This window comes from Gammaproteobacteria bacterium, assembly GCA_033720895.1.
Lineage (GTDB): Bacteria > Pseudomonadota > Gammaproteobacteria > Natronospirales > JAJUFS01 > JAWWBS01.
The window spans coordinates 1-22,145 of the sequence record JAWWBS010000017.1; the positions used below are offsets into that span (position 1 = coordinate 1).

At 59.2% G+C, this 22,145-nt stretch carries 14 protein-coding genes; 7 read left to right on the forward strand and 7 right to left on the reverse strand.

The genetic code is table 11. The features are described from left to right. The 6 genes from R3217_04315 to pdhA all read right to left on the reverse strand — a co-directional run. Window positions 1–284, reverse strand: a 284-nt coding sequence (locus tag R3217_04315; GenBank protein ID MDX1454662.1) for a CBS domain-containing protein, incomplete at its 3' end; no start/stop codon positions are given. A gap of 134 nt (window positions 285–418) precedes the next feature. After that, window positions 419–826: an HIT domain-containing protein gene (locus R3217_04320; GenBank protein MDX1454663.1), complete on the reverse strand. Its 408-nt coding sequence runs from the start codon at window positions 824–826 to the stop codon at window positions 419–421. Continuing rightward, complete coding sequence (locus tag R3217_04325; GenBank protein ID MDX1454664.1) at window positions 826–5,661, reverse strand: NAD-glutamate dehydrogenase; 4,836 nt, start codon at window positions 5,659–5,661, stop codon at window positions 826–828. The genes R3217_04320 and R3217_04325 overlap by 1 nt, the downstream gene beginning before the upstream one ends. Before the next feature lie 245 nt (window positions 5,662–5,906). Beyond that, window positions 5,907–7,589 (reverse strand): 2-oxo acid dehydrogenase subunit E2, encoded by a 1,683-nt coding sequence (locus tag R3217_04330; protein MDX1454665.1) that lies wholly within the window; start codon window positions 7,587–7,589, stop codon window positions 5,907–5,909. A 1-nt stretch (window position 7,590) separates the two neighbouring features. Continuing rightward, window positions 7,591–8,568, reverse strand: a complete 978-nt coding sequence (locus R3217_04335) for an alpha-ketoacid dehydrogenase subunit beta (GenBank protein MDX1454666.1) — start codon at window positions 8,566–8,568, stop codon at window positions 7,591–7,593. Beyond that, complete coding sequence (gene pdhA, locus R3217_04340) at window positions 8,561–9,640, reverse strand: pyruvate dehydrogenase (acetyl-transferring) E1 component subunit alpha (protein ID MDX1454667.1); 1,080 nt, start codon at window positions 9,638–9,640, stop codon at window positions 8,561–8,563. Before pdhA ends, R3217_04335 begins: the two co-directional genes overlap by 8 nt. Before the next feature lie 284 nt (window positions 9,641–9,924). On the opposite strand from pdhA, the gene kynA reads away from it, so the two are divergent. From kynA to R3217_04375, 7 genes are all read left to right on the forward strand, one after another. Further along, the gene (gene kynA, locus R3217_04345; protein ID MDX1454668.1) at window positions 9,925–10,767 is read left to right on the forward strand and encodes a tryptophan 2,3-dioxygenase; all 843 of its coding nucleotides are present in this window, start codon (window positions 9,925–9,927) and stop codon (window positions 10,765–10,767) included. A 191-nt stretch (window positions 10,768–10,958) separates the two neighbouring features. Next, window positions 10,959–12,014 carry a 4-hydroxyphenylpyruvate dioxygenase gene (gene hppD / locus R3217_04350; GenBank protein MDX1454669.1) on the forward strand — a complete coding sequence of 352 codons (1,056 nt, stop codon included), beginning with the start codon at window positions 10,959–10,961 and terminating at the stop codon, window positions 12,012–12,014. A 202-nt stretch (window positions 12,015–12,216) separates the two neighbouring features. Continuing rightward, entirely contained in the window at window positions 12,217–13,527 is a 1,311-nt protein-coding gene (gene hmgA / locus R3217_04355) for a homogentisate 1,2-dioxygenase (protein ID MDX1454670.1), read from the forward strand. Between the two features lie 38 nt (window positions 13,528–13,565). Continuing rightward, on the forward strand, window positions 13,566–14,543 hold the full coding sequence (locus tag R3217_04360) for a fumarylacetoacetate hydrolase family protein (GenBank protein MDX1454671.1): 978 nt from the start codon (window positions 13,566–13,568) through the stop codon (window positions 14,541–14,543). A 29-nt stretch (window positions 14,544–14,572) separates the two neighbouring features. Further along, the gene (gene maiA, locus R3217_04365) at window positions 14,573–15,223 is read left to right on the forward strand and encodes a maleylacetoacetate isomerase (GenBank protein ID MDX1454672.1); all 651 of its coding nucleotides are present in this window, start codon (window positions 14,573–14,575) and stop codon (window positions 15,221–15,223) included. A gap of 61 nt (window positions 15,224–15,284) precedes the next feature. Further along, the gene (locus tag R3217_04370) at window positions 15,285–17,729 is read left to right on the forward strand and encodes an acyl-CoA dehydrogenase (protein ID MDX1454673.1); all 2,445 of its coding nucleotides are present in this window, start codon (window positions 15,285–15,287) and stop codon (window positions 17,727–17,729) included. Window positions 17,730–17,970: 241 nt separating this feature from the next. Beyond that, window positions 17,971–20,988, forward strand: a complete 3,018-nt coding sequence (locus R3217_04375; protein MDX1454674.1) for a TonB-dependent receptor — start codon at window positions 17,971–17,973, stop codon at window positions 20,986–20,988. A gap of 54 nt (window positions 20,989–21,042) precedes the next feature. Here the strand turns inward: R3217_04375 and zapE are convergent, their stop codons facing one another. Next, window positions 21,043–22,140, reverse strand: coding sequence for a cell division protein ZapE (gene zapE, locus R3217_04380; protein ID MDX1454675.1), 1,098 nt, complete (start codon window positions 22,138–22,140; stop codon window positions 21,043–21,045). Window positions 22,141–22,145 lie beyond the last annotated feature (5 nt).

Sequence of the window (22,145 nt, forward strand, 5' to 3'; positions counted from 1 at the left end):
GTCAGCAGGCGGCCGACCACCTCAGAGACCTCGTCCCTGAAGTGCGCGATCTCTGGACGGGTATTGCAGATTTCCCAGGCATGAACTGCCTTGGGGTTGTTGGACGGATCCTGTTTGCAACGGAGTACGTCAACCTGCGATACGTAGCCAAACGGTCGTTGGTCGGGCTTGAGGATGGCAGCGAAGGAGCATTTGCTGTTTTCCAGCGCGCTCTCCACATCGGCGACGGTCGCATCACAATCCAGGGCCGGGAAGTCTCCCGACATGATCTCACCGACTTTCATCCGGTTACCCTCCACGCAACATGAGTCACGCTTCGAGTGTGATACATAATTCCTGAAAAAGTGTGATAGATGACGCAAAAACGCGGACGCTGGCCACGGAATCCGAAAATGCTTACAAAACTGGGATAAATAGCCTAGAACTCAAAAAGTGCTTTTAATTCAGCAAGTTGAGTGTCGGCCTGTTGCTGGGGATAGGGGTCCGGTGGCAGGACGCCCCAGACCGGGCGCGGCCAGGCAGGGTCGGTTTCCCGGCGCGCGATCACGTGCACGTGCAATTGCGGCACCTGGTTGCCGAGGGCCGCGACGTTCATCTTGTCAGCCTGCGCCCAAGCCTGCAGTTGCCGGCTGGCCAGGCTGACTTCTGTCACCAAGCGTTGTTGATCCGCTTCCGCCAGTTCATGGATTTCGCGTCGATCGGCCTGTCGCGGCACGAGTATGAGCCAGGGGAAATTGGCATCGTTCATCAACAGCACGCGGCACAGCGGCAGATCACCCACAAGAAAGGTGTCTGCCGCCAGTCGTGGATGCAGTGTGAATGTCATCAGCCGAGCTTGCGAATTTCCTGCAGGGCAACCGAGGCGGTGGCAAAGTCGAGGGCACCCGCCGTGCGCATGTCGGACAGGACGCGATGGGCATGCTGCACGCGTTGCTGCCGCTCTTCCAGCCACTGTCGGGCAATGTCCTCGGCATCCTTGGCCTTGCGCTTGCCTTTCAGGGCCAGTCCTGCGAGACGACGCTGCTGGACATAAAGGTTGTCACGCAGCGTGCCACGTGCGATGGCCTGCCAGTGTCCATCCACCGGCAGGTTTTCGATTTCCTCGCGCAACCAGCCAAGCTCCAGGCGCGTCTCGATATGGAAGTAGGCGCGGGCGATATCGGTAATGGACAGCTTGACCCCGTCCGCGATATCGACGATATCGAGGGCGGAATACAGCGGTCGAAGCGATGCGATATTGCGCCCCAGGACTTCCGGCACGCCAAGGTCGATGTACTGCTGGATGCCTTCGTTCAGCTGGTTCACTTCCAGCGGCCCCATGACGTCATCCAGTACACCGAGCAGTTCGTTCACGCCCGGTGCGTAATGATCAACGGCATCCGCGATGTCGGCCGCATTCTCCGGCCGATCCAGCAGCCAGTGGGTCACGTGCTTGACCAGGCGGGCACACTGCACGTTCATGGTGATCTGCAGGTTGGCCGGGATCTTGTTGTCCAGGCTCTCGATCTCCGACCAGATGGCACGCATGCCCAGCACTTCGCGGGCGATGGTGTAGGCCTTCGCAACTTCCGCCATGCTGGAACCCGATTCCTCGCGCATGCGATGCGCGAAGGTCGGACCCATGCGATGCACCATGCTGTTGGTGATCGCAGTCGCGATGATCTCGCGGCGCAGGCGGTGCTCCGGCATCAGGTCCGGGTAACGCTTGCGCAGTGGCGCCGGGAAGTAATGTTCGAGCTCTCGCGACAGGTAGCTGTCTTCCGGTACATCGGACTCCAGCAGGTCGTCGTAGATGTCCATCTTGGCGTAGGAAAACAAGACCGACAGCTCGGGGCGCGTCAGGCCCTTGGTGGCGGCTCGACGGTCGGCCAGTTCTTCCTCGTTGGGCAGGAACTCGAGCTGGCGGTTGAGACGACCCTCGCGTTCGAGAATGCGCATCAGCCAGGCATGTTCGGTAATGCGCGTCGGCGCCTGCGCCTCGGCAACCGAGATGGCCTGGGTCTGCAGGTAATTGTCCCGGAGCACGAGCTCGGAGACTTCGTCCGTCATGTCGGCCAGCAGCTTGTTGCGTTGTTTTTCGCTGAGCTTCTTCTTGCTGGCCGCATCGGTCATGGCGATGTTCAGCAGGATCTTGATGTTGACCTCGTGGTCGGAGCAGTCAACGCCGCCGGCATTGTCGATGAAGTCGGTATTGGCACGACCACCCTTGAGGGCGTACTCGATGCGCCCCAGCTGGGTCAGCCCCAGGTTGCCACCTTCGCCGACCACGCGGCAGCGCAGCTCGGAACCATTGACACGCACGGCATCGTTGGCACGGTCGCCGCAGTCTGCATTGGTTTCGCTGCGTGCCTTGACGTACGTGCCGATACCGCCGTTCCACAGCAGGTCCACCGGCGCCAGCAGGATGGCGCGAATCAGTTCGTTCGGGGTCATCTCGGTTTCTTCGATACCGAGCGCCTCACGGACTTCTTCCGAGAGCTTGATGCTCTTGGCCGATCGTGAAAACACGCCGCCACCCTTGGAAATCACGCTGGTGTCGTAGTCCTCCCAGCTGGAGCGCGGCAGTCGGAACATGCGCTCGCGTTCCTTGAACGAGGCCTCCGGATCCGGGAAGGGATCGAGGAAGATGTGCATGTGATTGAAGGCGGCCTTCAGCTTGATGTGGCGTGACAACAGCATGCCGTTGCCGAAGACATCACCGGCCATGTCGCCGATGCCGACCACCGAGAAATTGGTGGACTGCGTGTTGATGCCGATTTCGCGGAAGTGTCGCTTTACCGATTCCCAGGCACCGCGGGCCGTGATGCCCATGCCCTTGTGGTCGTAGCCCACCGAACCGCCGGACGCAAAGGCGTCACCCAGCCAGAAACCGTATTCCTCCGACAGGCTGTTGGCGATGTCGGAGAAGGTGGCCGTGCCCTTGTCGGCCGCAACGACCAGGTAGGGATCGTCTTCATCGTGGCGACAGACCTGGCTGGGCGGCTTGATCTTGCCATCGACGATGTTGTCGGTGATGTCCAGCATGCCGCGCAGGAAGGTCTTGTAGCATTCAACGCCTTCGGCCAGCTGCGCTTCGCGATCCGGGCTGGACGGGGGTTGCTTGACGACGAAACCGCCCTTGGAGCCAACCGGCACGATCAGGGTGTTCTTTACCTGCTGGGCCTTCATCAGGCCGAGGATCTCCGTGCGGAAGTCTTCGCGACGATCCGACCAGCGCAGGCCACCGCGCGCAACCGAGCCACCACGCAGGTGCACGCCCTCGACACGGGGCGAATAGACCCAGATCTCGAATGCGGGCTTCGGTAGCGGCAGCTCGGGGATGCGGCTGGGATCGAACTTGAAGGAAATGTAGTCCTTGTCGTTCTTGTCGGCGTCCTGCTGGTAGAAGTTGGTGCGCAGCGTGGCGGTCAGGGCATTCAGGAAGGCGCGCAGGATGCGATCATCATCCAGGCTGCTGACAGCTTCCAGACCGGCACGGAATGCCTTGATGCGTTCCTTCACCTGGCTGTCGCGCTGCTTGTTGGCTTTCGGATCGAACTTGAGTTCGAAAAGCTCGACCAGCTCGCGGGCCAGGCCGGCATTGCGAACCAGGGTCTGTTCCATGTATGCCTGCGAGAACGGCATGCCGGTCTGCATCAGGTACTTGCAATAGGCCCTTACCAGGACCACCTGGCGCCAGGTCAGCTGGGCGCTCAGCACGAGCTTGTTGAAGCCGTCGTTCTCGGCCTGTCCGGCCCAGACACGGGCAAAGGTTTCCTGGAAGATGTCTTTCACATCCTCCGGCTGGATGCCGTTGGCATCGCTGTAGATGATGTCGAAATCCTGGATCCAGATGATACCGCCGTCATCCAGCTCGACTTCGTAGGGGCGTTCCGAAATGACCTTGAGACCCATGTTCTCGAGCATCGGCAGGGCATCGGAAATCGGCAGCGGCTGTTCGCGATTGAAAACCTTGAACCGCCACAGGCCCTTCGGGTTGTGCTGCGGTCGATACAACGACATCTGCAGGACATCGTCATTGACCAGGCCGCTCATGCGTTCCAGGTCGAATGCGGCAGCCTTCGGCTTCACGTCCTCGCGGTAAGCAGGCGGCAACGCTTCTGCGAAGCGACCATACAGGCGCAAGCCATGCTCCTCGCCATACATGTCGACCACCGCATCGCGCAGGCGGTCGAGCCAGGAGCGCACGATTTCCTCGATGTCCTGTTCCAGGCTTGCAACATCGATGCTGGGGAATTTCCAGGGCGTGGTGCGCACGATCAGGTGCACGCGGGCCAGTACCGATTCGGATATCTGCGCAGAAGAGTCGACATGATGACCGTTGAGTCGATCCTTCAGCAGCAACATGATCTTTTCACGAATCTGCGTGTTGTATCGATCACGCGGCACGTAGATCAGGCAGGAGAAATAACGGCCAAAGGAATCACGACGAATGAATACCTTGACGCGCTGGCGCTCCTGCAACTGCTGCACGCCGGTCGCGATCCGGAACAGTTCGTCGGTCGAAGCCTGCAGCAGCTCGTCACGCGGGAAGGTTTCGAGAATGTGCAGCAAGGCCTTGCCGGCGTGCGAGTTGAAGGGCAGGCGCGAGCGCAGCATGACCTGCTCGACCTTCTGGCGCAGCAGCGGAATGTCACGCGGCGAGCGCGAATAGGCGCTGGATGTGAACAGGCCGAGGAAGCGGCGTTCGCCAACGACATTGCCGTCGGCATCGAATCGCTTGATGCCGATGTAGTCCAGGTAGGAAGGGCGATGCACGGTGGCTACGGAATTGGCCTTGGTAATGATCAGCAGTTCGCGAGCCCGGGCCGTCTTTCGAATGTCTTCCGGCAGAACGATGTGGCTCTGCGAGGCATCCTTGCGCTTGTCGCTCAGGATGCCCAGGCCGGAACCGCGCACGGCCTTGAGGACGTCCTTGCCATCCTCCTCGACCAGGTCGTATTCGCGGTAGCCGAGGAAAGTGAAATGGTTGTTGACCAGCCAGTCCAGGAACTTGATGCCTTCGCCAACCTCGGCCGGATCCAGTTTCGGCGGCGTCTTGGACAGCAGGTTGATTATTTCCGAGGCGCGTTCGCGCATCTCGCTCCAGTCCTCGACCGACAGGCGCACATCGTTCATCGCCGACAGCAGCGTATCCTCGAGGTCCTTCAGGGCCTGCTTGTCGGTGACCTTGTCGATTTCGAATCGGATGAAGGATTCCTGCACAGTGCCGATCAGGTTGTCGTGCGGCGCAACGACTTCCTCGATCTCGCCCTTGCCATTGCGCTGCACCTTGAAGATCGGGTGCACGGTCAGGTGAATCGAAAAGCCTTCCTGGTTCAGTGCCATGCTGGCGGAATCGACCAGGAACGGCATGTCGTCATTGACCATCTCGACAATGGTGTGCGTCGATGTGTAGCCATGGGTCTTGCGCGTCGGGTTGTAGACGCGCACTGCGCATTCGCTGGCCTTGCGCTTCCAGGAAAACGAGAGATGGGCAAGTGCGGCGGAGCAGAGCTCGGCAGGCTGGCGCGAAGCGATATCCTCGACGGCCACCGCGCTGTAATAATGTTCAACGAAGTGTTCGTGCAGATCCCGCTCCTCGGCGCTGGCTTTCTTTCGCGCCTGGGCGATCAACTTGTCGATCTTCTTGTTCTTCTGGTCCTGCGACTTCGCCGGCATGGTGCTTGCGTTCCCCGTGGCTGTGATTTGATGACTGGACTCTGGCGAGCAGAAAACGCGCTAATTGTAGGGCTTTTCTTCCGCTTCTGCATGAAGAATCAAGCGTTTATCCGCACATCTTCAAACTCAAACAACCGTTTCAATCCGACCATTGGCAGCCGTCGCCGCCCGGCGGTGAATCCGTGCTCGACAAAAAAGGGCGGCCAATGGCCGCCCTTTCTCGATGCTGCACCCGGGGGTGCCGATCAGTATGGCTTCTCGAGGTCCTTGATGACCGCCGCAAGCCAGCGACAGGCCTCACCACCCGTCAGGCAGCGGTGGTCAAAGGTGATCGACAGCGGGACTCGCTTGTGCGTTTCCACGCCACCCATGACCGGCACCACGTCATGACGCAGGCCGCCGGTTCCGAGAATTGCGACCTGCGGCGGCACCACCACCGGCGTGGCATAGCGGCCGGCCATCATGCCGAAGTTCGACAGGGTGATGGTCGGGTTCTTCATGTCTTCCGGTGCGACTTCGCGAGCACGGGTCTTGTGCTTGATGATATTCAGGTCCTCGCGCAGCTGCTGGCCATTCTTGGTGTCGGCATTGCGGATGACGGGCACGATCAGGCCGTCCGGCGTATCGACAGCCATGGCCAGGTCCACCTGCTGGTGGATGGTCATTTCCATCTTGTCGCCGTCATACCAGGCATTCATCTGCGGCACGGTGCGGCAGCCAGCGACCACGGCACGGATGATGCGCGCGGTAATGTCCTGGCCAGGCATCCAGCCGTGGATGTCGGCGTCGTCGAACAGCGTGCACTCCATGACCTGGCTGCGAGCCGCGGTCATCGACTTGTGCATGGCGCGGCGTGGGCCCTTGAGCTGCTGCGGGCCGAAGGTGACACCCTCGGCATGCGGCGGCACGTCCCAGCCACCGCCGACGCTCATGCCGCCCATTCCCATCGACTGGGGCTGGGCCTGCTGCTGGGCACCACCGGAATTCATGAAGGCGTCCACGTCGGCCTTGGTGATCTGGCCCTTGGAGCCGGTTGCCGGCACCTGGGTGAGGTCGCAACCGCATTCCTTGGCGTAGGCGCGCGTGGCCGGCGAAGCCTTGGGCTTGCCCGTGCCATGGGTAATGTTCACCGGCGGGGTGAAAGCCTTTGCCTGAGCTTGGGACTGGGCTGGAGCAGGGCGCGGCTTCGCCTTGCGCTCGCGCTTGGCGCCCTTGCCCTTGCGAATGACCACGGTCTCTTCGAGGTCCGCGTCCGAGGTCGCCATCTTGCCGACCACGGTGCCGGAATCTTCCGACATCGCGACTTCCTTGGTTTCCGGCTCGTCGGCAGCGTCATCGGAGCCGTCGCCTTCGACCTTGAAATCACACAGCGCGGAGTGGGTCGGCACGATGTCGCCGTTTTCCCAGTGCAGCGCGGTGATTTCGCCTTCGTACGGGGAGGGCACGTCGACCACGGCCTTGTCGGTTTCGACGGCGACCAGCGGATCGTCGACCTTGACCTTGTCGCCGACCGATACCTTCCACTCGACAATCTCGGCTTCCTGCAGGCCTTCACCGAGGTCCGGCAGGTTGAAGGTGCTGCCACCTTTCTTGCCGCCGACGGCTTTCTTGGGCGCAGGCTTGGCCTTGTCATCGGCCTGGGCCTTCTTTTCTTCCTGCTGCGGCTCGTCCGCTTCCGGCGCCGCACCATCGACCTCGTCGAAATCGACCAGCGCGGAATGCGTCGGCACGATGTCGCCGTTGGCCCAGTGCAGCTTCTTGATCTTGCCGTTGTACGGGGAGGGCACGTCGACCACGGCCTTGTCGGTTTCGACCGCAACCAGCGGATCGTCGACCTTGACCGTGTCGCCTTCCTTCACTTTCCATTCGACGATTTCCGCTTCCTGCAGTCCTTCGCCGAGATCGGGCAGATTGAATGTGGTCGGCATGTCAGTCCTCCAGCGTCTTGCGGATGGCCTTCACGATGCGGTTCACGCTCGGCATGTAGTCATGCTCCAGCTTGAACAGCGGCATCGGCGTGTCGTAACCGGCGACGCGCTGGATCGGGGCCTCGATGCTGAACAATGCCTTCTCGGCGACTTCGGCAGCAATTTCGGCGCCCATGCCGGCGGTGCGCGGTGCTTCGTGGATGATGACCAGGCGACCGGTGTGCTCCACCGAGGCCAGCACGGTCTCGTAGTCCACCGGGCTGATGGTCGCGAGGTCGATGACCTCGCAGGAAATGCCTTCCTCTTCCATCTGCTTGGCGGCCTGCAGCGTCTCGTGGATCATCGCGCCCCAGGACACCAGCGTCACGTCGTCGCCTTCCTTGAGGACGAAAGCGGTGTCCAGCGGCAGTGCTTCGCCGTTGTCTTCCACTTCCTGCTTGTTCAGGCGGTACATGCGGGTCGGTTCCAGGAACACGACGGGATCCGGATCACGGATGGCAGCCAGCAGCAGGCCGTAACCGCGCTGCGGCGAGCTCGGCATGACGACGCGAATGCCCGGCATGTGCGCGAACATGGCTTCGTTGGACTCCGAGTGATGTTCCGGGGCATGGATGCCGCCACCACTCGGGGCACGCAGCACCATCGGCACGTTCATGCGGCCACGGGTACGGGTGCGCAGGCGTCCGGCGTGGTTGATCATCTGGTCGACAGCCGGGTAAATGAAGCCCGAGAACTGGATCTCGGCCACCGGTTTCATGCCCTGCGAGGCCATGCCGATGGAAATGCCTGCGATCAGGGCTTCGGCCAGCGGCGTGTCGATGACACGTTCCTTGCCGAACTGCTCCTGCAGGCCGGCCGTGGCGCGGAACACACCGCCGTTCACGCCGACGTCCTCGCCGAGCACGACAACGGAGTCGTCCTTCTTCATTTCGTGCGCCATCGCCATGGTCAGCGCTTCAATCAATGTCACCTTAGCCATGGTCGCGGGCCTCCTCTTCCGCTTCGGCACGCTGGGCGAGCAGATCCTCCGGCATGTTGGCGAACATGTGATCGAACATGTCCGTCACCGGCGGCTTGCCAGCAGCCTTGTACTTCTTCACTTCTTCGTCGACGCGCTTGGCACATTCGGCCTTCCAGGCGTCTTCCTTCTTGTCGTCCCAGGCCTTCTTCGACTCCAGGTACTTGCGCAGGCGAACCAGCGGCTCCTTGGCCCAGTTCTCCTCGACTTCGTCCTCGGAGCGGTAACGACGCGCGTCGTCGGCCGTGGTGTGGTCGGACAGGCGATAGGTCATCGCTTCGATCAGGGTCGGGCCCTTGCCGGAGCGTGCCTTCTTCAATGCGGTTTCCATGGCATCGCGCATGGCGATGATGTCGTTGCCGTCGACCTGCAGGCTTTCCATGCCACCGGCGATGCCCTTTTGCGCCAGGGTTTCGCAGCGGGTCTGGATTTCCAGCGGGACGGAAATGGCCCACTTGTTGTTGGCTACGACAAAAACGGATGGCAGGTCCCAGGCGCCGGCGCAGTTCAGCGATTCGTAGAAGTCGCCCTGCGAGGTGCCGCCGTCACCGATGACGGACACGGAAGCCGCCTTCTTGCCCTGGTACTTCAGGGCAAACGCCGCACCGGTCGCGTGGTGGTTCTGCGTGGCAATGGGCACTGCCCACGGGAAGTCGTGCTTCGGGCCGGAGAAGTTGTTGCCGCGCTCGTCGCCGCCCCAGAACATCAGCACTTCGTGCGGGTGCACGCCGCGCTCGAACTGCGCGCCATACTCGCGGTACATCGGGCAGAACACATCTTCCGGGATCATCGACAGGCCGACGCCGACATGCACGGCCTCGTGGCCGAGGCAGGAGGCATAGGTTCCCAGCTGGCCGGTGCGCTGCAGCGCGATGGCCTTGGTATCGAAGACACGGACAAACACCATCTTCTTGTACATCTCGACAAGTTCCTTGGTGTTCTCGGCAAACTTCGGCAGCTTCTTGGCAACAAGCTTGCCGTCCTGATCCAAGTACTGGAGGTACTTGATCTCGAATTTAGCGACGGTTTTCAACGGCACATCCTCCTGACCGCGCCAGCCGGAAGGCTCCGGCATGACTTGGGGAAAGCAATTTGTTCAGAGCCACGGCCGTAAGCAGCCGTGGTTGGAATGTGGCAGGCCGGTGAGCAATGGCCTGCTCCGGGCTGCTAGAATGACCTTTTCTGGCCGACCGAGCCCGTCCACCCGGAGCTGAAATCACCGGGCGGCGGCTTGGCAAGAGCGCGATTCTAGCAAAACCCCGGCAGCTACGGGAAATCCCGCTGCCGAGGCATGACGGATACGGGGAATCCAAGCCAATGAACAAGAGAGAACTGGAAGGCAGCATCCGTACGGACCTGAAAGGACAGCTGACCTACGATGGCTACCTGCGACTGGATCGGATCCTCGATGCCCAGGAGCCGCTGTCAGAACCCCATCACCATGACGAGATGCTGTTCATCATCCAGCACCAGACCTCCGAGCTGTGGATGAAGCTGATCCTGCACGAGCTTGACGCCGCGATCGAGTCCATCCGCGAGGACAAGCTGGAGCCCTGTTTCAAGGTGCTGGCGCGGGTCAAGCAGGTCCAGCAGCAGCTGTTCAACCAGTGGGCGGTGCTCGAAACCCTGACGCCCTCCGAGTACGCCGAGTTCCGGAATGTCCTGGGTGGCGCCTCCGGCTTCCAGTCGGCCCAGTACCGGGCGCTGGAATTCCGCCTCGGCAACAAGAATCCCGACATGATCAAGGTCTTCGAGTACTCGGAGGATACCCATGCCTGGTTGCAGGGCATCCTCGAAGCACCCAGCCTGTATGACGAGTTCCTGCGCTACCTGGCTCGTCGCGGCCTGCCGGTGCCGGAGGACCGGGTCGAGCGCGACTGGTCCCAGCCCTACGAGGCCAGCGCCAAGGTCACCGCAGTCATGAAAACCATTTACCAGAACCGGGACCGTTACTGGGCGGCCTACGAAATGGCCGAAAAACTGGTCGACGTGGAAGAAATGTTCCAGCTCTGGCGTTTCCGGCACATGAAGACCGTGGAGCGGGTCATTGGCTTCAAGCAGGGTACGGGTGGCTCTTCCGGGGTCGGTTTCCTGCGCAAGGCGTTGGAACTGACCTTCTTTCCCGAGCTGCTGGACGTGCGTACCGAGCTCGGGGGTTGATGCCGACTGGTCAAATTTTCGCCAAATACAGTCAAATTGACCCAGGTCAGTGTCCTGAATCCCTAACTCGCTGATTCTAAAGGCGCTCCGGGGCCACCGGCCGGTGGCCCCGGGTACATAAATGGGGCCCGATTCTTTATAATGACGGGCTTTCCGCAACCATTCAGATTCATTAAAACAAGAGGTGTCACATGGCAGACCTGTTCGAGAACCCGATGGGTGTCGACGGCTTCGAATTCGTTGAATACGCGGCTCCCCAGCCGGAGATGCTGCACGAGCTGTTCCAGAATCTCGGCTTCACCGCGGTCGCGAAGCACAAGAGCAAGAAGGTCACCCTGTATCGCCAGAATGACGTCAACTTCCTGCTGAACGAAGAGCCGGGCAGCTTTGCCATGGATTTCGCCGCCGAGCACGGCCCCTGTGCCGCCGGTTTTGCGATTCGCGTCAAGGACGCTGCCAAGGCCGAGAAGCTGGCCAAGGAAAACGACGCCAAGTTCTTCGACAAGAAGCCGGAAACCCTGCCGCTGGACGTGCCGGCGCTGGAAGGTATCGGTGGATCGGTGCTGTACATGGTCGAACAGTATGGCGACAAGGGCGATTGCTACGCCGCCGACTTCGAGTACATCGTCGATGACAAGAACCCGAAGGGCCTCGGCCTGACCTTTGTCGACCACCTGACACACAACGTCGAGTTCGGCAACATGCAGACCTGGTCCGATTTCTACGAAAAGCTGTTCAACTTCCGCGAGATCCGCTACTTCGACATCAAGGGTGCGCAGACCGGCCTGGTGTCCAAGGCGATGACGGCGCCGGATGGCATGGTGCGCATCCCGTTGAACGAGTCCGCGGACGAGAAATCGCAGATCAACGAATACCTGCGTGAATACAAGGGCGAGGGCATCCAGCACATCGCCATGTTCACCGACAACATTTACGACACCGTCGAAGGCCTGCGCGCCAACGGTCTCGAGTTCCTGGACACGCCGGATACCTATTACGAAGTGATCGAGGAAAAGATTCCTAATCACAACGAAGATATCGAGCGCATGCAGAAGAACAAGATCCTGATGGATGCCGATCCGGAAACGAAGTCGAAGAAGCTGCTGCAGATCTTCACGAAGAACGCGATCGGTCCGATCTTCTTCGAGATCATCCAGCGCAAGGGCAATGAAGGCTTCGGTGAAGGCAACTTCCAGGCGCTCTTCGAATCGATCGAGCGGGATCAGGAGAAGCGCGGAGTATTGTAAAGCCGGTTATCTTGCCCGCTGGCGGTGTTGCGCAGCGGCTCGAAATGCTCACGTATTGCCATATACGTTGCGCTTTCTCGCCGCTCCGCGCCTTACCAGCAAACAAGATTCCTCGGCCCTCGAGGCTCACGCTTTTCAATCAACAAGTCTGAGTGGATTGAAGCGGCCGGATGGCCGCTTCGTTCAGAAAGGGAAAAGAGAAATGTCGGCAGACAAGAAGAATTACATGTCGGGTTTCGGAAACGAGTTCGCCACGGAGGCGATCGAGGGTGCATTGCCGGAAGGCATGAACTCGCCGCAGGTCGCACCGCTCGGCCTGTATGCCGAGCAGCTGACCGGCACGGCGTTCACTGCACCGCGCGCCCACAACGAGCGCAGCTGGTTGTATCGTATTCGTCCGGCCGTCATCCACGGTGATTTTTCCCTGCTGGCTGCGGGCAGCTTCCATTCCCATTTCAGCGAACTTCCGGCGACGCCGAACCAGTTGCGCTGGAATCCTTTTCCGCTGCCGAAAGCAAAGACCGATTTCATCGATGGCATCTTCACGGTAGCCGGTAACGGTTCGCCGGAGACGCAGGGCGGTTGCGGTGTGCACATGTACTGTGCCAATGCCTCGATGGAAGGTCGCTACTTCTACAACGCCGATGGCGAAATGCTGATCGTGCCGCAGCTGGGCCGCCTGAAGATCCGCACCGAGCTCGGCGTGCTGGATATCGAACCGCAGGAAATCGCGGTTGTTCCGCGCGGTGTGCGCTTTGCCGTGGAACTGCTCGACAAGGAGGTTCGCGGCTACATTGCCGAAAACTTCGGCGCCAACCTGATCCTGCCGGACCTGGGTCCGATCGGCTCCAACTGCCTGGCAAATCCCCGTGATTTCCTCACACCGGTGGCGGCTTACGAAGATGTCGAGGGCGATTTCGAACTGGTCGCCAAGTTCCAGGGCCGCCTCTGGTCGGCGAGCATCGACCATTCGCCGCTGGACGTGGTCGCCTGGCATGGCAACTACGCGCCGTACAAGTACGACCTGCGCCGTTTCAATACGATTGGATCGATCAGCTACGATCACCCGGACCCGTCCATCTTCACGGTGCTGACGTCGCAGACGACGCAACCGGGCACCGCGAATCTCGATTTCGTCATCTTCCCGCCACGCTGGCTGGTGATGGAGGATACTTTCCGTCCGCCGTGGTATCACCGCAATCTCATGAGCGAATTCATGGGGCTGATCCATGGCGAATACGATGCGAAGGAAGCCAAGGAAGACGGTTTCGTGCCAGGCGGTTCCAGCCTGCACAACTCCATGAGCGGACACGGACCGGATGCGGCAACGTTTGAAAAGGCGTCGAGCATCGACACCACGACGCCACAGCACATCACCGACACCATGGCGTTCATGTTCGAAACCCGCCTGGCCTTTCATCCGACGAAGCAGGCAATGGAATCCGACGCGCTGCAAAAGAACTACTCGAGCTGCTGGGAAGGTATCCAGAAGCACTTCAAGCCGAACAAGTAATTCAATCGAAAGCAATCCATTCGATTCAGGGAGCATCAATGAAACTCGGAAGTCTCAAGCAAGGTCGCGATGGCGAGCTGATCGTTGTCAGCAAGGATCTGGTCAAGGGCGTCAGCGCCAAGGACATCGCGCCGACGATGCAGGCTGCGCTGGAAGACTGGGCGACGCTGTCGCCGCAGTTGCAGGACCTGTATGACGCGTTGAACGAGGGTGACTTGCCACAGGCCTTCGACCTGGACATGGCGAAGCTGGCCGCACCGCTGCCGCGTGCCTACGAGTTCAATGACGGCTCGGCCTACCTGCCGCACGTCGAACGCGTGCGCAAGGCGCGTGGCGCTGAGGTCCCGGAAACCTTCTACACCGATCCGCTGATGTACCAGGCCGTGTCTGCTGGCTTCTATGGCCCGCGCGATGCGGTGAAGGTGCCGAGCGAGGAATATGGCATCGATCTGGAAGCCGAGATCGTGGTTGTCACGGGTGATGTGCCGATGGCGGCGACGCCAGAGGAGGCCGGCAAGGAGATTCTTCTCATCGGTCTGGTGAACGACGTTTCGCTGCGCAACCTGATTCCGGGTGAACTGGCCAAGGGATTCGGCTTCCTGCAGTCGAAGCCGCGCTCGGCGCTGTCGCCGGTCTTCGTCACCCCGGACGAGCTTGGTGACAAGTGGCAGGACTACAAGCTGCATCGTCCGCTGCGTTCCTGGATCAATGACGAATGGTTCGGCGAGCCGGAGGCCGGCGTCGACATGCAGTTCAATTTTGCCCAGCTGGTTGCGCATGCGGCCAAGACGCGCCCGCTGAGCGCAGGTGCCATCATCGGTTCCGGCACCATTGCCAACGAAGACACCTCCAAGGGTGCTTCCTGCCTGGCAGAAATTCGCATGCTGGAAATCATTGCCAACGGCAAGCCCGAGACCGGCTTCCTGAAGTTCGGCGACCAGGTGAAGATCGACATGTGGGATGACGACGGCAAGTCGATTTTCGGCAGCATCGAGCAGTCCATCGAGAAGGCCTGACCCGTTAAAGCAGGAAGAGGATCATCTGAATGTCACTGGAACTTCATACCTACTGGCGCAGCTCTGCAGCCTATCGTGTTCGCATCGCACTGAACATCAAGCAGCTGGAGGCCGACCACAAATTCGTGCACCTGGTGAAGGATGGTGGCCAGCAGCACAAGCCGAGCTACCTGAAGCTGAATCCGCAGGGCAGGGTGCCGACGTTGGTGCACAACGGCATGCCGTTCACGCAGTCCATCGCAATCATCGAGTATCTCGACGAGCTGCATCCGAACCCTGCCTTGTTGCCCGAGGATATGAAAGACCGGGCCTGGGTGCGCTCGTTGTCGAGCATGATTGCCTGTGATGTTCATCCGTTGAACAACCTAGGCGTTCTCGATTACCTCAAGACCGAGTTCGGTGCCGACGAAGCCGCGGTCAAGCGCTGGTACCAGCACTGGATCGTCGAGGGTTTCTCGGCGCTGGAGAAGAGGCTGGCAGCGGACGCTCGTCCCGGCAGCTTCTGCTACGGCGATCACGTGACCATGGCTGACCTCTTCCTCGTTCCGCAGGTCTACAATGCCGAGCGATTCGATGTCGACATGAGCCAGTTCGAAATGATTTCGGCCATCGCGGCAAACTGCAGGACCCTGGATGCCTTCATCAAGGCAGCGCCCGAGCACCAGGCTGACGCCAGCTGATTGATACCCGCCCGTTCCGGCTGGCACGGGCGGGGTTTCCGACCTCCCAAGGAGTTTCATCGTGAGCACAAGCCTCATCGCTTCTTTCTTATTGCTGTCGGTGGCCCTGTTCGCCGCGTTCAAGCGCATCGGACGCTGGCCGTCTTTCATCGCATTCGGTGCGGTCCTGATGCTGCTGCGCTGGCTGGGCTGGTTGTCTGCCGGTGCCTTCATGGGCTGGGGCCTGCCATTTGCGTTCGCCCTGGTTCTTTTCAATGTAGGGCCATTGCGACGGGTCTTGCTGACCGGACCACTGTTCTCGTTCTACAAGAGTTCCATGCCGGAGATCTCACAGACGGAACAGGAAGCGCTGGAAGCCGGTACCACCTGGTGGGATGCCCAGCTTTTCACCGGCATGCCGAAGTGGGAAGAGCTCATGGCATTTCCGCAGGTCTCGATGTCGGACGAGGAACGCGAGTTCCTGGAAGGTCCGGTCGAGGAGTTCTGCGCGCTGCTGGACGATTATGAAATCGACAACCGCACCAAGGAACTTCCGGAAGCGGCCTGGGACCTGATCCGGGAGCACGACTTTTTCGGCATGGTCATTCCAAAGGAATACGGTGGCAAGGGCTTCTCACAATATGGCCATGCTGCGGCGATCATGAAAATTGCCACGCGTTCGATCAGTGCGGCGTTGACCGTGATGATTCCGAATTCCGTGGGCCCTGGCAAATTGCTGCTGAAGTACGGCACCGACGAGCAAAAGGATCATTACCTGCCGCGTCTCGCAAAGGCTGAAGAGATCCCCTGCTTTGCGCTGACTGCACCCGAGGCAGGTTCCGATGCCGGCGCGCTGCCGGACACGGGCGTGGTCTGCAAGGGCGAGCACGAGGGCAGGGAAGTGCTGGGCATCCGCCTGAACTTCGACAAACGCTATATAACCCTGGGTCCCATCGCGACGGTGCTGGGCCTCGCTTTCAAGCTGCGCGACCCGGATGGCTTGCTGGGTCCCCGCGAAGGCAAGTCGGACAATCTCGGCATTACCCTGGCCCTGGTGCCAGCGGGCACGCCGGGCGTGGAGCAGGGCAATCGCCATGACCCCATGCACTTTGCCTTCCCGAACGGTCCCTTGCGTGGCAAGGATGTGTTCATTCCGATGCAATGGGTCATCGGCGGCCAGGAGCAGATCGGCAATGGCTGGCGCATGCTAATGGAATCGCTGACCGACGGTCGTGCGATTTCCCTGCCGGCACTGTCGACCGCTTCAGCGAAGATGAGTGCACGACTCTCCGGCGCCTACGCGCAGGTGCGTCGCCAGTTCAAGATGCCGATTGGTGCCTTCGAGGGTATCGAAGAGTCGCTGGGCCGTATTGGTGGTCATCTTTATGCCATGGATGCTGCTCGCCTGCTGACGCTGTCGGCGCTGGACCAGGGCCACAAGCCGTCGGTGATTTCGGCCATCATGAAATACAACATGACCGAGCGTTCCCGTCAGGTGATCAATGATGCGGTCGAAGTGCATGGTGGTGCCGGCGTCTGCATGGGTCCGGCCAATCCGTTGGGGCAGTACTACCAGTTCCCCGCTGTCGGCGTGACCGTGGAAGGGCACAATATCCTGACCCGCAATCTCATGACCTTCGGGCAGGGCGCGATTCGCTGTCATCCCTACCTGCTCGAAGAGCTGCAGGCGGCCCAGAACGAAAACGCTGACGAAGCCTTCGCTGCCTTCGATAACGCCATGACCAGTCATATCGGCTTTGCGGTCAGCAATGCCGTGCGAAGCGTGCTGCTCGGCCTGAGCGGTTCGCGCCTGGCAACGGCGCCGGACGAGCGGCCCGAGTTGCGCCGCTACATCAAGCAGCTGACCCGCATGAGCTCGGCTTTCGCATTTGCCACCGATGTGCTGCTGCTGACCTTCCGTGGCGAGATCAAGCGTCGCGAGCGCATTTCCGGTCGCATGGCCGATGTGATCAGCCAGCTCTACCTGGCCTCCGCAACCATCAAGCACTACAAGGACCAGGGCCACAGGGCCGAGGACCTGCCCTTCCTGCACTGGGTGCTGGACAATGCCTTGTATGACATGCAGCAAAGCATGGATGTCATGCTGAAGAACCTGCCGAACCGCTTCATCGCTGCCGGTTTGCGATTGCTTCTCTTTCCGCTGGGTCGACGCTTTGCGCCGGCGCACGATCGCCTGGATAACGGTATTGCCCGGGCATTGCAGACATCGGGAGAACACCGCGATAGCCTGACTTCCGGCATGTATTACCCGGTGGAGAGCGATCGCTATGAGCGCATCCTGTTGCTCGACCAGGCCATGGCCGCGCTGCAAGGTGTCGTTCCCTTGGAGAAGAAGCTGCGTGCCGGCATGAAGGCCGGCATGGTAAAAGGCTGGACCTATGACGAGCAGCTCGAGGTCGCCGTGAAGAATGAAGTCATTACGCCGGCCGAAGCAGAGGCGCTGCGTACCGCCGACGCACTGCGGGTCCGCGCGATCCAGGTTGACGATTTTGCCACGCTGGCTTGATAGGCAGCTGGTAAAATCATTGCTTGCTGAAAAGGGCTGCCAAGGGCAGCCCTTTTCTTTTCAGTACTTCCCCTGATTGTTGCTGACTTGCCCCTTTCCTAGTCTCTACCGCCATGTGCGTCATGAATGGCGCCAGGAAAGGGGATGTTCGCCAGGCGGCGAACTGGAGCAATTAATGAGAGGGATTTCATATATGAAGACTTCCAGGAAGGTTGAACGTTCGCTAGGAACGTCAATTGCCATGTTGGCTGTCGTGGTCGCAGTGTCCATATTCGGGCAATCTTCGGTCATCGCCGCTTCAAACGTGAACGGCACTATTGTTGGTACGGTAAATGCTGATGGACAGGCCCTGCCTGGTGTAAGCGTTACAGCGTCGAATGACGCGACTGGATTTTCCAGGACGTTGCAAGCTGATTCTGATGGAACCTTCAGGTTTTCATCGATGCCCATCGGTGAGTACATTGTTTCTGTCACCTCATCCCTCGGGAATGCTTCTCGAAGCGTCAACGTTTCAGTTGGTACAACGTCATCTGTAACCCTGATTGTTGACGATGCCGCAGACCTTGGAAGTCTTACGGTAGTAGGACAGGCCATTTCACCTATAGATATCACCTCGACTGAATCGGCCACCGTTCTGGGCGAGCAGACTATCGACAGAATTCCGGTCAATCGGACGGTGACAGACGTCGCCTTGCTGGCTCCAGGTACCACTCGAGGGGATTCCGCATTCGGCAACCTTGCATCCTTTGGTGGCTCTACCGTGGGTGAAAATGTCTGTTACATCAATGGCCTGAATGTCACGGACTTCAGAAACGGCCTCGGGTGTTCGAGCGTGCCTTTCGAGTTCTACCAGGAATTCCAGATCAAGACAGGTGGTTACTCGGCAGAGTTTGGTCGCGCTACCGGCGGCGTGATCAACGCCGTAACCAAGTCTGGTAGCAACGAGTATGAATATGGCTTCAATATCATTCTGAACCCGGACCTGGTCGATTCCGGCCTCGAAGGTGAAAGTCAGAACAGCTACTTCCCGGATACCGGTGGACTCTATATTGATCGAGCAGAAGATCGAGCCGAGGCCGTTCGCATGAACCTTTATGCGTCTGGTCCGATCGTTAAGGACAAGGCGTTTTTCCATGTTCTCTATAACGTGCGCGATGTCGAGTCAACGGACGTATCGCGATCTTCCGAGTCGATAATTGAAAGAAGCTCTGACGACGCATTCTGGGGATTGAAGCTCGACCTTAATATAACCGCAAATCACACTGTCGAATTCACGGCGTTTTCCGACGAGTCCTCTACGAGGGAGGATGACTTCGATGCTGATGTTTCCGGCCTTAACGATTCAGGCGAGCCGACAACGTTCAGTCAATATTCGAGAGGCGACCTGAGTGGAACGGCATTTCTGGACCGCGGTGGTGAAAATTTCGTAGCTCGCTACACCGGGTACCTGACGCCGGACTTTACCATTTCGGCAATGTATGGCGAGAATGAATACGATCTGACTGACCGTTCATCTGCAGACACGATTTGCCCGGTAATTGTGGATATCCGACCAGGGGCGTCAAATCGTTTTCCAGGCTGCTGGGTGAACGGTGTCCCGGCTATTGCATCCGACAAGCGCGAAGCGATGCGAGTTGACGGCGAGTGGATCATTGATGATCACCAGTTGACCTTTGGTCTCGACAATGAGATCAATACGTCGGCAGACACCAGTTTCTATTCCGGTGGCTATTTCTGGCTCTACGAAGAGGATGCGGGCACGGAGTACATGCGGCTCCGGATTCTTGATCGAGGTGGCTCTTTCGAGACGAATACTTCTGCTTTGTACGTAGAGGACACCTGGACAATCACTGACACCGTCACGTTGCGCCTGGGTGTCCGGAACGAGACCTTCGATAACAAGAACGCCGCCGGTGAATCGTTTATCAAGGTCGAGAACCAGCTTGCGCCGAGGCTTGGAATTGCCTGGGATGCTCTGGGTGACGGCTCCCTGAAGGTCTTCGCGAACTATGGTCAGTACTACCTGCCAGTTGCCAACAATACCAATGTTCGCCTGGCCGGCGCGGAACTTTTCATTCAGGAGTACTACGAATTCGGTTCTATTGATCCGGCAACCGGATTGCCACTCACGTTCATCGATGGCAACGGTGTCACTCAGACATTCGATCCCACAAACCTGAACCGAGACCCGAACGCATCATCCATTACCGGCGCTCCCGTTGTAACGGGCGCGGGCCTTGGCAGAAACGTCTTTGGCGACGGCAGCGCAGCGGATACAGCCTCCATTGTCGATGCCAATATTGAACCAATGTACCAGGAAGAGTGGATTGTTGGTGCGATTCGCGATCTTGGTAACGGCTGGACAATTGGAGCCCGCGCGGTATTTCGAGACTTGAAGTCGACTCTTGAGGATCTGACCACGGATGCAGCTTTCCAGAGCCTGATCGACAATGGCACATTGGCAGCGACTGCATCTTGCGGAATTGGCGATTTTCACTATGTACTTGCCAATCCGGGCAGTGGTGTGACGATTGACTGGGATGGCTGTGGAGACATTGATGGTGACGGCGTGGATGATGGCGTACAAACCTACACGTTCACTGCTGACCAGCTGGGCTATCCGGAATCCATTCGAAGGTACAACGCGGTCGAGTTCCTGCTCGAACGTGCCTGGGACGGTACCTGGTTCCTGCAAGGCTCCTATACCTGGTCCCAGTCCTACGGCAATAACGAAGGATATGTTCGTTCCGACAATGGTCAGGACGACGCAGGACTGACAACGTTATATGACTTCCCGGGTCTTCTGGATAATGCATATGGCAGGCTGCCTAATGACCGAACACATGCCGTGAAGCTGTTTGGTGCCTATCAGTTTGCGGCGAACTGGCGTGTAGGTGCGAACATGCTCCTTGAATCGGGGCGACCAATAAACGCCTTCGGGGTGCATCCGTCCGACCCGTTTGCCCAGTTGTACGGTGCAGAGTCCTTCTTCCAGGACGGTGTCCCGGTGCAGCGTGGAAGTCGTGGTCGTACGCCGTTCAAAAGCCAGGTGGATCTGTCACTCGACTACGATACTGTATGGGGTGTAGCTGACGTGAATCTGGGTATTGATATCTTCAATGTCTTTGATTCAAACGTCCCGACAGAGGTCAATGAAAGTGCGGAGAATGATTCCGGGGGCGTAGAGCGTCGTTATCTGCAACCTACGGCTATGCAGGCTCCAAGATCCATCCGATTGCGTGCACAGTTCGATTTCTGATTGCTGCTGGCATGCGCTTTGCCGATGCCGAGGGTCAGTAGACCCTCGGCATCTCTATTTGTGGGCGCTTGACAGGTACTCTGTAGACTGCATTTCCAGTAGTCGGCTTCGGGTTCGCTGATATTCAAATGCGAGCCGCTCTCCCGAATACAGGGTTTCGACCGGCTTTTGGGCAGACACGATCAGGTTTACTCCATGATCGTAGAATTCGTCGACCAGGTTGATGAATCGCCTTGCCTGGTTCTCCATTTTCCAGTCCATCTCGGGAATGTTGGAGATCAGCACGGTATGGAATTCCTGGGCGATCTCGATATAGTCGGACACGCTCCGTGGTCCATCGCAGAGTTCGCTGAACTCGAACCAGGCAACGCCATCAGCTGCAGCCTTGATGGGGATCTTCCGGCCCTCCACCTTGATGGTACTGCTTTCCAGGCGAGTGGAAGCCCCGGCGATTCTTTCGAAGCTGGTGGCGAGCGAAGTCTCCGCATCATCATCCAGCGGGTAGTGGTAGATTTCTGCAAGCTCGAGAACGCGCAGTCGATAATCCACGCCGCCATCGACATTCAGAATTTCACAGTGTTTCTTGAGTGCCGCGATTGCCGGCAGGAAGCGCTGCCGCTGAAGGCCATCACTGTATAGCTGGTCAGGCGGAATGTTCGAAGTGGCAATCAATGTAATCCCGCGACAAAAGAGCTTCTCGAACAGTCGACCCAGGATCATCGCATCGGTGATATCTGCGACAAAGAACTCGTCGAAGCAGATCACTCGCGATTCGGCAGCAATGTCGCTGGCAACACGTTCTAGCGGGTCTTCCATGTGGCCGAGCGTCTTGAGACGCCGATGAATGTCCAGCATGAAGCGATGAAAATGCTGTCGCCGCTTTCCCGGGATGGTCAAGGCATTGAAGAACAAGTCCATCAGGAAGGTCTTGCCGCGCCCAACGCCACCCCACATGTAGAGGCCTTGACGAGGTGGATGAGATGTCGTTACCAGGCCAAGTTTCCTGCCAATTTTTGTCAGAAAAGAGGGGTTTGATTCGGTCTCAAGGTCCGCCCAGATAGCGTCCAGCGCTGCAATGGCCTCTTCCTGCGCCGCATCCCTGTCAAAGTCGGGTTGCTCCAGGCAGGCAAGATAACGCTGACGGGGCGACATGTTTT

Bases quoted from the DNA above. Each gene is read 5' to 3' on its own strand.
- R3217_04330 (MDX1454665.1), bottom strand. From the start codon at position 7,589: ATGCCGACCACATTCAATCTGCCCGATCTCGGCGAAGGACTGCAGGAA.
- R3217_04325 (MDX1454664.1), bottom strand. From the start codon at position 5,661: ATGCCGGCGAAGTCGCAGGACCAGAAGAACAAGAAGATCGACAAGTTG.
- maiA (MDX1454672.1), top strand. From the start codon at position 14,573: ATGTCACTGGAACTTCATACCTACTGGCGCAGCTCTGCAGCCTATCGT.
- zapE (MDX1454675.1), bottom strand. From the start codon at position 22,140: ATGTCGCCCCGTCAGCGTTATCTTGCCTGCCTGGAGCAACCCGACTTT.
- R3217_04335 (MDX1454666.1), bottom strand. From the start codon at position 8,568: ATGGCTAAGGTGACATTGATTGAAGCGCTGACCATGGCGATGGCGCAC.
- hmgA (MDX1454670.1), top strand. From the start codon at position 12,217: ATGTCGGCAGACAAGAAGAATTACATGTCGGGTTTCGGAAACGAGTTC.
- R3217_04360 (MDX1454671.1), top strand. From the start codon at position 13,566: ATGAAACTCGGAAGTCTCAAGCAAGGTCGCGATGGCGAGCTGATCGTT.
- R3217_04320 (MDX1454663.1), bottom strand. From the start codon at position 826: ATGACATTCACACTGCATCCACGACTGGCGGCAGACACCTTTCTTGTG.
- R3217_04375 (MDX1454674.1), top strand. From the start codon at position 17,971: ATGTTGGCTGTCGTGGTCGCAGTGTCCATATTCGGGCAATCTTCGGTC.
- kynA (MDX1454668.1), top strand. From the start codon at position 9,925: ATGAACAAGAGAGAACTGGAAGGCAGCATCCGTACGGACCTGAAAGGA.
- hppD (MDX1454669.1), top strand. From the start codon at position 10,959: ATGGCAGACCTGTTCGAGAACCCGATGGGTGTCGACGGCTTCGAATTC.